We start from the raw sequence: 10,483 nt of genomic DNA on the forward strand, positions 1-10,483 counted from the left end.
ATCTGTGGTAGCCCTTCGGGCAGGCCATACGGGGATGACGGAAGAAGCCCAAGTTGGGAGGTCTGCTGCGCGAGCTAAAAGATCAAAGCCGCGCCTCGCGCCTGGTGATCGACGTGGGGTGCTGAGCCGAAGTGCGATCAGGTGAACTGCGTCACAGGGCATTGCTACTGGTGAGTACCACTCTGTTTACTCGCCGGTAACACCCTGCGTGATCCAGGTCACGGTCAAGGAGGACCTCGTGCGCCGGACACTCATCCTGCTGCTCGTTGCCATAACAGGTCTGGTCCTGGCGCCCCCTGCCCAGGCCGCGCCCGGCTTCGGCGTCAGCTACGAGACCATCCCCGGGCAAGGCGGCACGGCGCTCAAGGCGTTCGTGGTGGAGCCGACAGGACGGGGTAGTGGGCCGTTTCCGCTGCTTGTGTTTCCGTCCAGTTGGGGCGTCAACAACATCGAGTACGTGGGTGCGGCGGCCAAGTTGGCCTACGAGTCCGGGTACTCCGTGATCAGCTACACCAGCCGTGGGTTCTGGGACTCTGCTGGGGAGATCGACGTCGCCGGCGCGGACACGATCGCCGATGTCAGCCGGGTGATCGACTGGGGGATCGCCAATGCCGGGGGTGACCCTGCCAAGGTCGGCGTGGGTGGCATCTCCTACGGGGCCGGGCAGTCGCTGCTTGCCGCTGCTGCCGACCCCCGGATCAAAGCCGTCGCCGCGTTGAGCACGTGGACCGACCTTGCTCGGTCGCTCTACCCCAACGAGACCGTGAGCAAGCAGGCCGTGGAACTCCTGCTCTCGGCGGGGAACCTGACCGGGCGGCCTGGGCCGGTGTTGCGGGAGGCGGAGGCGGCTTACCGGGAGAACCGGTTCCAGGACGTTCTGCCGATCTCGCCGCCGCGCTCCCCCGCGTCCAAGGTGTCCTCGATCAAAGCCGCCGTGCTGATCGGCAACGCCTGGAACGACGGGCTTTTCCCGCCGGGACAGGTCACGGACTTCTTCTCCGCCCTGTCCGGCCCGAAGCGGCTGATGCTGTCGCCCGGTGACCACGCCACCGCCGAACTGTTCGGGGCGGCGGGGCTGCCGAACGAGATCTGGGCGTCCGTTGGCCGGTGGTTCGACCACCACCTCCAAGGGGTCGACAACGGGATCAACCGGGAGAACGCCGTGCAGGTCAAGCCGAACAACGGCGGAGGGTGGCGGTCCTTCCCCTCGTGGGCGGCGGCGACCGGGAAGTCCTCGACCGTTGCGCTGTCGTCGGACTGGAACACAACCGGGTGGCCGACCATCGCCGACAGCGGCACGGTGATGGTCAGCGGCGCGCTTCAGGGCTTCCTGAACATCCCGACCGGCGTCTCCATCCCGCTGGTGGACCGGCTTGCCGCCGGTGTGTGGCACGGGCCGATCCACTGGAGTGGCACGACGGTCAGTGGGACGCCCCGTGCGCACCTCACGGTCACGACGTCCGCCGACACGACCTCGCTGTTCGCCTACCTCTACGAGGTCAACGCACTGGGTCTGGGCGCGCTGGTCACGCACAAGCCGGTCACCCTGCGCGGCGCGGGCACCCGCACGCTGGACCTCGACCTGGAGCCGACTGTGTGGGACGTGGCGCCGGGCAACCGGTTGGTGCTGGTCGTGGACTCGGTGGACGCCCGGTACGGGAGTGAGAGCAGGCTTGGTGGGTCGGTCAGCTTCGGGGGCGACTCCTGGTTGAAGGTCCCGCAAGCCTGACAGCAGGTGTCAGGTACTGCTGTCAGCATGGCTCGCATGGAATCGACGTTCACCATCACCCGCTGGGACGAGACCACCGTCGACGAGACCACGCCGAAGATCGGTCGGGTCGCCGTGGACAAGCAGTACCGCGGGCCGATGGAGGGCACCAGCACCGCCGAGCTGACCACGTGCCAACCGGCCGAGGCGCAGGCGGGGTACGTGGCCACCGAGAGGTTCACCGGCGTGCTGGAGGGGCGGACGGGGTCGTTCGTCTTCCAGCACGGCGGGGTCGTCGGCTCGGCCGGTGCGCAGCGGTTCGGGCACGTCGTGCCCGGGTCCGGCACCGGCGAGCTGGCGGGCATCAGCGGGACCGTGCTGATGGCGCACGAGCTGATCGAACTGGACTACCGCCTTGACTGACCGCGCCCGGGTCCTCGCCTTCCGGGTCGCGGCCCACCAGTTCGACCGCGGCACGGCGGACCCGGCCGCGCTGCGGGTGTTCGACCTGGGTGTGCAGGACTCGGAGCGGTCGGCGCTGCCCGCGTTGGCGGCGCGGCTGCCCGAGGTGCCCGACCTCTCCGCGTTCACCCTCACGTGGTCGGTGCGGGGCGCGCCGCACTGGCACCGGGCGAAGGCGTTGCCCGCGCTGGCCGCCGCCCTGTGGCCGTTGAGCGACGCCGACGCGCTGGCCCGGATGAACCGGCCGAAGGTCGAGGCGCCCCTGGAGGTGTTCCGGGCCGTGGTCGAGGCGTTGAAGTCCGTGGTGGACGGGCCGATGACCAAGGGCGAGGCGTCGACCCGCCTGACCCCGCTGGTGCCGCCCGAGGTGACCGGATGGTGCCGGGGCTGCCAGGCCACCCACGTGCACGACCCGATCTTCCGCATCGCCGTGCTGCCCGCCGGGCTCCGGTTCGACCCGGATGAGAAGACGGTGACGTTCGTGCCGATCAAGGGCCGGCGGATACCCCAGCGCACCAAGGGTTTCGAGGGTCTGGCGCACGACTACCTGGCCCTGCACGGGCCGGCCGGGCCGTCGGAGGTCGCGGCCTACTTCGGCGCGCCCGTGAAGGACGTCAAAGCGGTGTGGCCGGACGACCTGGTCGAGGTGGCACGGGGGAAGTTCCTGCCCGCCGACCGGGTGAAGGCGTTCGAGAATCCGCCGGACCCGGACGTGGCCAGGCTGCTCCCGCCGCTCGACCCCTACCTGAGCGCACGGGACCGGGACCTGCTGGTGCCGGACAAGGCGCACCAGAAGGAGGTCTGGCGCATCCTCGGCCGGCCGGGCGCGATCATGGTGGACGGCGAGGTCCTGGGCATCTGGCGCGCGAAAACCTCGGGCAAACGCCTGGACGTCACGCTGTCGCCGTTCGCGCCCATCGACACCTCGCGATTCGAGGAAGAGGCGCAGCGGCTGGCTCGAGCGCGCGGCTTGGAGAGTGGCCGGATCAAGTAGCGCAGGCGTCCAAGGCCTCGGTCACGTCGTCGGCCACGACAAGGGAGTCCAGGGCGAACTGGGAGACGAAACCGCGCTGGTGCAGGTCCGCCAGCCAGTCCCGCAAACCCCGGTAGTGGCCGTTGACGTCCAGCAGCACCACGGGTTTCGCGTGCATCGCGAGCACCCGCGAGGTCCACACCTCGAACAGCTCCTCGCACGTGCCGATCCCGCCCGGCAGCGCCAGGAACGCGTCCCCGTGGGCCTCCATCAGCGCCTTGCGGTCGCGCATGGTGTCCACCAGCAGCAGGTCGTCGGCCTCGCGGTCCGCCCACTCCTTGTCCACCAACGCCCTCGGGATCACGCCCGTGGTCCGGGCGCCACCGGCGCGGGCGGCGTCGGCCAGCGCGCCCATCATGGACGTCCGGCCGCCGCCCCAGGTCAGCGACCAGCCGCGTGCGGCGATCTGCTTGCCGACCTCCGCCGCCAGGTCCAGGTAGCTCTGCGGCACCGTGCGCAACGATCCGCAGTAGACGGTGACGGCGGTCAATGCGCCTCGCCCCAGGCCTTGTGGGCCTCCTGGACCACGCGGACGGCGTCGTCGATGTCGTCGGTGACGTGCAGCAGCGCGAGGTCCTTCTCGCCGATCTTCCCGCTGCCCAGCGCCGAGCGCTCCACCCAGTCGTACAGGCCCTGCCAGTAGTCGCTGCCGAACAGCACCACCGGGAACTTGGTGACCTTCTTGGTCTGCACCAGGGTCAGCGCCTCGAACAGCTCGTCCAGCGTGCCGAACCCGCCGGGCAGGCAGATGAACGCCTGCGAGTACTTGATGAACATGGTCTTGCGGACGAAGAAGTAGCGGAAGTTCACGCCCAGGTCGACCCACGGGTTCAGGCCCTGCTCGAACGGCAGCTCGATGCCCAGCCCGATGGAGAACCCGCCCGCCTCCGAACAACCCCGGTTGACCGCCTCCATCGCGCCCGGCCCACCGCCGGTGATCACCGCGAACCCGGCTTCGGCGAGCGCGCCGCCGAGCTTGCGGCCCAGCTCGTACTCCGGGTGGTCGCGGCCGGTGCGGGCGGACCCGAACACGGTGACGGCGCTGGGCACCTCGGCCAGCGCGCCGAAGCCCTCGACGAACTCGGCCTGGATGCGCAGCACCCGCCACGGGTCGGTGTGCACCCAGTCGCTGGGGCCGCGCGAGTCCAGCAGCCGCTGGTCGGTGGTGGTCAGCTCGTCCCGGCGCCCGCGGCGCAGGACGACCGGTCCGCGCTGCTTCTCCTTGGGGTGCTCGTCGACGCCGTTGTGCTCACTCATTGGCGCGAGTGTAGTGCGGGTCTCACGCCCGGCTGAGGAACCGCCACAACACTTCGCGGCACCGTCGGACGTCATTCACCGGCACGTGTTCCTGCTGCGTGTGCGCGAGCAGCGGGTCACCGGGACCGAAGTTCACGGCCGGGATGCCGAGCGCGGCGAACCGGGCGACGTCGGTCCAGCCGAGCTTGGCCACGGGCGTCCCGCCGGCGGCCTCCACCAGCTCCTGGGCGGCCTCGGTGTGCAGGCCGGGGAGGGCGCCCGGCGACATGTCCGTGACCACGACCTCGAAGCCCTCGAACACCTCGCGCAGGTGCTGTTCGGCCTGCTCGGGCGTGCGGTCCGGGGCGAAGCGGTGGTTGACGGTGAGCACGGCGGCGTCCGGGACGACGTTGCCCGCCACCCCGCCCTCGACCTTCACGGCCTGGAGGCCCTCCCGGTACAGGCAGCCGTCGATGTCGACCCTGCGCGGCTCGTAGGTCTCCAGGCGGCGCAGGGCTTCGCCGATCGCGTGGATCGCGTTGACGCCCATCCAGCCGCGCGCGGTGTGCGCCCGGACGCCCTTCGTGCGCACCTCGATCCGCATGGTGCCCTGGCAGCCGGCCTCGATGATCGCGTTCGACGGCTCGCACACGATGGCGAGGTCGGCCTTGAGCCAGTCCGGCAGGTCCCGCTCGACGGCGTTGAGCCCGTTGCGCACCGCCTCGACCTCTTCGCAGTCGTAGAACACGAAGGTCAGGTCGTGGACCGGGTCGGTGAGAGTCGCGGCGAGGTTGAGCATGACCGCGTCCCCGCCCTTCATGTCGCACGTGCCGAGGCCGTGCAGCAGGTCGCCGTCGAGCCGGGAGGGCAGGTTGTCGTTGACCGGCACGGTGTCCAGGTGGCCGGCCAGGACGACCCGCTTGGCGCGGCCGAGGTCCGTGCGGGCCAGCACGCAGTTGCCCAGGCGGACGACCTCGAGGGCGGTCTGCGCGCGCAGGGACCGTTCGACCAGGTCAGCCAGCTCGGCTTCGTTCCCGGACACGCTGGGCACGTCCACCAGCGCGGCGGTCAGCTCGACGGGATCGGCAGCGAGGTTCAAGGTGTCGGCCACACCCCGGCACGTTACCGCGTGCGCGGTGCCCTCTTCGGGTGGTGTCGGCGCGACCGATTACCGTGGACAGCCGTGAGCACCGAGAACCCGACCGGCGCCTTCGGCGTCGGACTCGCCACCGTCACCCCTTCCGGCGCCGTGCTGGACACGTGGTTCCCGTCGCCGTCGTTGGGCGCGCCCGACGCGCCCGGCACCACCCGGCTGTCGGCCGCCGAGGTCGCCGAAGCGCTGGGCGAGGCCGCGGCGAAGCAGCTCGGCTTCGACGCCGAGCGGGACGTGGAGGTCGTCGGGGTCCGGGTGGGGATCGGCTCACTGGCCGACAAGCCCGCGGACACCTACGACGTCTACCTGCGCCTGCACCTGCTGTCCGCGCGCCTGGTCCGGCCGCACGGCGCGAACCTCGACGGTGTGTTCGGCCTGCTCAACAACGTCGTGTGGACCAACCACGGCCCGTGCGCGGTCGAGGGGTTCGAGGAGACCCGGCTGCGGCTGCGCACGCGCGGCCCGGTCACCGTCTACGGCATCGACAAGTTCCCCCGCATGGTCGACTACGTCGTGCCGACCGGTGTCCGGATCGCCGACGCCGACCGGGTCCGCCTGGGCGCGCACCTCTCGGCCGGCACCACGGTCATGCACGAGGGCTTCGTGAACTTCAACGCCGGCACGCTGGGCGCGTCGATGGTCGAGGGCCGGATCTCGGCCGGTGTCGTCGTCGGCGACGGCTCGGACGTCGGCGGCGGCGCGTCGGTCATGGGCACGCTGTCCGGTGGCGGCAAGGAGGTCATCTCCATCGGCGAGCGCTGCCTGATCGGCGCGAACGGCGGCGTCGGCATCTCGCTGGGCGACGACTGCGTGGTCGAGGCGGGCCTGTACATCACGGCCGGCACCAAGATCACCGGCCCGGACGGCACGGTCGTGAAGGGCGCGGCCCTGTCCGGCACGCCGAACCTGCTGTTCATCCGCGACTCGACGACCGGCGTGGTCAAGGTTCTCCCGCGCAAGGGCACGGGCGTCGAACTGAACGCGGCCCTTCACTCGAACGACTGACCCTCAGCCGGGGGCCGCGACCCGACGGCCGCGGCCCCCGCTCGTCAGCCCTCGCCGACCGTGACCTCTTCGATCCCGCTCGCGTGCCGCTGCGCCAACGCCTGGTAGATCGCCGCGTTGTGGTCCACCCACATCTTCGGCGCACCCTCCAGCGGCACCTGCCGCTTCGCCGGCACCCCCATCGCCACCACCTCGGACGGCACGACGCTGCCCGGCCCCACCATCGCGCCGGCGGCGATCAACGCCCGCTCCCCGATGACCGCGCCGTCCTGCACGGTGGCCCCGTTGCCGATCAACGCCCCCGCGCCGACCGTGCAGTCGTGCACCACGCACAGGTGCCCGATCGTGGCGCCGGCACCGATCTCCACGCCCTGCTGGACGTGGATGACCGTGTTGTCCTGCACGTTCGCGCCTTCCCGGATGACCACGGGCCCGAAATCGGCACGGATGACGACGCCGTACCAGACGGACGCGTTCGCCTCGACGGTCACGTCACCGATGAGGGTCGCGGTCGGCGCGATCCACGCGCTCGGGTGCACGACGGGCGTCTTGCCTTCAAACGAGTAGATCGGCATACCCAACAGTAATGTGCGGCTCAGCCCGCCAGGCGCTCCGCTGCCGCCGCCACGCGCTCGTCGGTCGCCGTCAGCGCGATGCGCACGTGCCGGTCGCCCGTAGGCCCGTAGAAGGTGCCCGGCGCGGCCAGGATGCCCCGCTCCGCCAGCCACGCCACGGTGTCCCACGCCTTCTCGTCACGGGTCGACCACAGGTACAGGCCCGCCTCGGAGTGGTCGACGGCGAACCCCGCCGCCTTCAAGGCCGGCAACAGCACCTCGCGCCGCGCGCGGTAACGCTCCCGCTGCACGGCCACGTGCTCGTCGTCCTCCAACGCCGCCGTCATCGCCGCCTGCACCGGCCGGGGCACGATCATCCCCGCGTGCTTGCGGACCTCCAGCAGCGCCGCCACCAGCCCCGGGTCGCCCGTGACGAACCCGGCCCGGTAGCCCGCGAGGCTGGACGACTTGGACAGCGAGTGCACCGCCAGCAGCCCGTCCAGGGAGCCGCCGTTGACCTCGGGCCGCAGCACGGACACCGGCTCGGCGTCCCACGGCAGCGCCAGGTAGCACTCGTCCGACGCGACCACCGCGCCCACGTCCCGGGCGTCCCGCACGGCCTGCGCCAGCGCACCGGCGTCCTGGACGCGGCCGGTCGGGTTGGACGGCGAGTTCAGCCAGACCAGCCGAGTGCCCTCCGGGGGCGGTTCACCATCGGCCAGCCGCACCGGCGTCGCCCCGGCGAGCTTCGCGCCCACCTCGTAGGTCGGGTAGGCCAGCGCCGGGATCGCCACCACGTCACCGGGCCCGAGCCCGAGCAGCGTCGGCAACCAGGCCACCAGCTCCTTGGACCCGATGGTGGGCAGCACGTCGTTCGGGTCGAGCCCGGTCACGCCGTGCCGCCGCGCGAGCGCGCCGACGACCGATTCCCGCAGCTCGGGCGTGCCGTGCGTGGTCGGGTAACCGGGCACCTCGGCGACCGAGGCCAGCGCCCGTCGGATCAGGTCCGGGACGTCGTCCACGGGGGTCCCGATGGACAGGTCGACCACGCCGCCGGGGTGCGTGCGCGCCTTGGCGGCGTGGTCGGCCAGGGAGTCCCAGGGGAAGTCCGGGAGCCGCTTGGTCACTCGTGCGACGCCTGCGGCGGGAGAGCCTTCACGAACGCGGGGTCGGCGCTGACCTTGCCCACCTTCGAAGCGCCGCCCGGGGAGCCCAGCTCGTCGAAGAAGTCCACGTTCGCCTTGGTGTACTCCTTCCACTCGTCCGGGACGTCGTCCTCGTAGTAGATGGCCTCCACCGGGCACACCGGCTCGCAAGCACCACAGTCGACGCACTCATCCGGGTGGATGTAGAGCATCCGGTCGCCTTCGTAGATGCAGTCGACGGGGCACTCTTCGATGCACGCCTTGTCGAGCACGTCCACGCACGGCTGGGCGATCACATAGGTCACTGCGCTCTCCTGCTCTCGTTCTGGTCCACACCGCGCAAGCCGGAGAGTACGCGGCGGATCCGATTGTCCAACGGTCAGGCTTGCCTTATCGGCACCGTGCTTCAGCTCACAGAACACCGTTTACCAGCAGAAGGGACGATGCGTGCATGGATTCGGTCACCGAGTTGGAGCAACGCTGCGCAGACGCCTGGCCCGCCCTGGTCGACCAGCCCCTGGGCCAGTGGCGCCTACGCGCGGCGGACGGCTTCACAGGCAGGGCGAACAGCGCCCTGACCACGGGAGACCCCGGCGTCCCGGTGGCGGAGGCGCTGGACCGGGTGATCACCTTCGCGACCGACAACGCGATCAAGCCGGCGGCACACGTGGTGGTCGGATCACGTTCGGAGTCGGCGGTGGAGGCGGCGGGCTGGCAGGTCGACCATGATCACCCGGGTGGCGCATCGTCGTACGTGCTGACGGGCGCACTGAGCGAGTTCGCCTGTCCGAAGTCCGAAGGAGCGGCCATCAGCCCCTTGCCTTCTCCCGAATGGTGGAACTTGACGGCCCAGGACAACCCGACGGTCGCTCAGCGGCATGTATTGGGTAGTGGGGATGTGGTCGGGTTCGGCGAGGTGAGGCGGGAAGGGGAGGTGGTAGCGGCGGTACGCGGAGCGGTGGTCGGCGACCTGCTGCACATCGCCCGGCTGGCGGTGGTGGCGCCGGCACGGCGATCGGGGGTGGCCCGGGCACTGATGGGCGCGCTGGCGGCGTGGGGGTTGGAACGGGGAGCCACCCGCTGCGCCCTCCAGGTAGCAGAACACAACGAGCCTGCCCTACGCCTGTACGCCTCCCTGGGCTGCACAGAACACCACCAGTACCAGTACTGGATCCCCCCAACCACCCCCACCAAGCCCTAACCCACCCCTACCAAACCCACGCCCCAGCCCCACCACCAGCGACCTGCCCACCCTCACCGCCAGCACGCGACCAAACCCGGCACTCCCGCACGACCAGCCCCACCACCGGCACGCGACCAGACCCGGCACTGGCTCGCACCCGGCTCGGCACTGGCTCACGCCCAGGTTGGCGCTGGCTCGCGCCTGGGACGGCGTCGGTTCGCGACCCGACCCGCCGGCACCCCCGCACAACCCGACCTGCCGCCCGCGCCCCCCATCCACCGCACCCGCGCAACCAGACTCGCCGCCGGCGGGTGTGCCCCAGCCCGCCGCATTGAGCCCTGCCCACAACCAACCGCTCACACCACGCGGCTCACCGCGCCGTGAGGGGAGGGCGGGGCGAGCGGGCGGTGTGCTGTGCGCCGGAGGAGTTGGGCGTGGGATGCGGGCTGTCGAGCCGTGGAGCCGTCGGTCGGCCGTCGGCTGGCGGGCGGCGGACTGGCGGGCGGCGGGTTGGCGATCGGCGGGCCGGCGGTCGGCGGGCTGGCGGGCGGCGGGCCGGCCGGACTGGCGGTGGGCCGGCGGTGGACTGGGGGCGAGCTAGCGGTGGGTTGGGGACGGGGCTGGGGCGGGCCGTCGGAGGACTGGTGGCGGGCTGTGGGCGGGCCGTCTGAGGATCGGCAGTGGGCTGGGGCGGGTTGTTGGGCTGCCGGGATGCGCGGCGGGCGAGCTGTGGAGTGGTCGTAGTCCCCGGTGGGACACAACTCAGGTTGGGCTTTTTGCGTCATCCCCGTATGGCCTGCCCGAAGGGCTACCACAGATTTCCCTGGGTGCAGCCGAATTTTTTGTGAGGAACGAGCAAAAAATTTAGCGGCACCCAGGGAAATCTGTGGTTGGCTCCGCCAGGCCATACGGGGATGACGCAAAAAGCCCCCGCACTTTCTTTTGGCTTTGCGTCCATCCTTGGCGGCCTGCCCGCCGGCGAGGCGCTTTTCATCTCGAGAGCG

Annotated in this window: 12 protein-coding genes; 6 read left to right on the forward strand and 6 right to left on the reverse strand. The window is 70.9% G+C overall.

The features are described 5' to 3' along the window. Nucleotides 1–238 precede the first annotated feature (238 nt). The 3 genes from WBN91_RS30145 to WBN91_RS30155 are packed head-to-tail and all read left to right on the forward strand — an operon-like array spanning nucleotide 239 to nucleotide 3,164. Complete coding sequence (locus WBN91_RS30145) at nucleotides 239–1,729, forward strand: CocE/NonD family hydrolase (protein WP_337728831.1); 1,491 nt, start codon at nucleotides 239–241, stop codon at nucleotides 1,727–1,729. Between the two features lie 36 nt (nucleotides 1,730–1,765). After that, nucleotides 1,766–2,131, forward strand: coding sequence for a DUF3224 domain-containing protein (locus WBN91_RS30150; RefSeq protein ID WP_337728832.1), 366 nt, complete (start codon nucleotides 1,766–1,768; stop codon nucleotides 2,129–2,131). Continuing rightward, entirely contained in the window at nucleotides 2,124–3,164 is a 1,041-nt protein-coding gene (locus tag WBN91_RS30155; protein ID WP_337728833.1) for a DNA glycosylase AlkZ-like family protein, read from the forward strand. The genes WBN91_RS30150 and WBN91_RS30155 overlap by 8 nt, the downstream gene beginning before the upstream one ends. Here WBN91_RS30155 and WBN91_RS30160 read toward each other — a convergent pair. Genes WBN91_RS30160 through dapE form a run of 3 tightly spaced genes read right to left on the reverse strand, consistent with a single transcriptional unit; the run spans nucleotide 3,157 to nucleotide 5,550 of the window. Then, a complete protein-coding gene (locus WBN91_RS30160) occupies nucleotides 3,157–3,693 on the reverse strand; it encodes a TIGR00730 family Rossman fold protein (protein WP_337728834.1) in 537 nt (178 codons plus the stop codon). The genes WBN91_RS30155 and WBN91_RS30160 overlap by 8 nt on opposite strands. Next, nucleotides 3,690–4,460 (reverse strand): TIGR00730 family Rossman fold protein, encoded by a 771-nt coding sequence (locus WBN91_RS30165; RefSeq protein ID WP_337728835.1) that lies wholly within the window; start codon nucleotides 4,458–4,460, stop codon nucleotides 3,690–3,692. The genes WBN91_RS30160 and WBN91_RS30165 overlap by 4 nt, the downstream gene beginning before the upstream one ends. A gap of 22 nt (nucleotides 4,461–4,482) precedes the next feature. Further along, on the reverse strand, nucleotides 4,483–5,550 hold the full coding sequence (gene dapE, locus WBN91_RS30170; protein WP_337728836.1) for a succinyl-diaminopimelate desuccinylase: 1,068 nt from the start codon (nucleotides 5,548–5,550) through the stop codon (nucleotides 4,483–4,485). Between the two features lie 72 nt (nucleotides 5,551–5,622). Here dapE and dapD point away from each other — a divergent pair, with 72 nt between their 5' ends. Continuing rightward, nucleotides 5,623–6,597, forward strand: a complete 975-nt coding sequence (dapD, locus tag WBN91_RS30175; protein ID WP_337728837.1) for a 2,3,4,5-tetrahydropyridine-2,6-dicarboxylate N-succinyltransferase — start codon at nucleotides 5,623–5,625, stop codon at nucleotides 6,595–6,597. A gap of 44 nt (nucleotides 6,598–6,641) precedes the next feature. Here dapD and WBN91_RS30180 read toward each other — a convergent pair whose 3' ends face one another. The 3 genes from WBN91_RS30180 to fdxA are packed head-to-tail and all read right to left on the reverse strand — an operon-like array spanning nucleotide 6,642 to nucleotide 8,601. Beyond that, on the reverse strand, nucleotides 6,642–7,172 hold the full coding sequence (locus tag WBN91_RS30180) for a gamma carbonic anhydrase family protein (RefSeq protein WP_337728838.1): 531 nt from the start codon (nucleotides 7,170–7,172) through the stop codon (nucleotides 6,642–6,644). Nucleotides 7,173–7,192: 20 nt separating this feature from the next. Continuing rightward, nucleotides 7,193–8,278, reverse strand: a complete 1,086-nt coding sequence (gene dapC / locus WBN91_RS30185; RefSeq protein WP_337728839.1) for a succinyldiaminopimelate transaminase — start codon at nucleotides 8,276–8,278, stop codon at nucleotides 7,193–7,195. After that, nucleotides 8,275–8,601: a ferredoxin gene (gene fdxA, locus WBN91_RS30190; protein WP_033430540.1), complete on the reverse strand. Its 327-nt coding sequence runs from the start codon at nucleotides 8,599–8,601 to the stop codon at nucleotides 8,275–8,277. The genes dapC and fdxA overlap by 4 nt, the downstream gene beginning before the upstream one ends. 146 nt (nucleotides 8,602–8,747) lie before the next feature. On the opposite strand from fdxA, the gene WBN91_RS30195 reads away from it, so the two are divergent. Together WBN91_RS30195 and WBN91_RS30200 are read left to right on the forward strand one after the other, a co-directional pair. Continuing rightward, entirely contained in the window at nucleotides 8,748–9,497 is a 750-nt protein-coding gene (locus tag WBN91_RS30195; RefSeq protein ID WP_337728840.1) for a GNAT family N-acetyltransferase, read from the forward strand. 421 nt (nucleotides 9,498–9,918) lie between these two features. After that, nucleotides 9,919–10,080, forward strand: a complete 162-nt coding sequence (locus tag WBN91_RS30200) for a hypothetical protein (protein WP_337728841.1) — start codon at nucleotides 9,919–9,921, stop codon at nucleotides 10,078–10,080. Nucleotides 10,081–10,483 lie beyond the last annotated feature (403 nt).

It is taken from the genome of Saccharothrix sp. CCNWYY140, from assembly GCF_037401995.1.
Classification (GTDB): Bacteria; Actinomycetota; Actinomycetes; order Mycobacteriales; family Pseudonocardiaceae; genus Actinosynnema.

What these genes read in the sequence shown, in the direction of transcription:
- WBN91_RS30150 (WP_337728832.1), top strand. Translation starts at nt 1,766, where the DNA reads ATGGAATCGACGTTCACCATCACCCGCTGGGACGAGACCACCGTCGAC.
- WBN91_RS30165 (WP_337728835.1), bottom strand. Translation starts at nt 4,460, where the DNA reads ATGAGTGAGCACAACGGCGTCGACGAGCACCCCAAGGAGAAGCAGCGC.
- WBN91_RS30180 (WP_337728838.1), bottom strand. Translation starts at nt 7,172, where the DNA reads ATGCCGATCTACTCGTTTGAAGGCAAGACGCCCGTCGTGCACCCGAGC.
- WBN91_RS30195 (WP_337728840.1), top strand. Translation starts at nt 8,748, where the DNA reads ATGGATTCGGTCACCGAGTTGGAGCAACGCTGCGCAGACGCCTGGCCC.
- WBN91_RS30200 (WP_337728841.1), top strand. Translation starts at nt 9,919, where the DNA reads ATGCGGGCTGTCGAGCCGTGGAGCCGTCGGTCGGCCGTCGGCTGGCGG.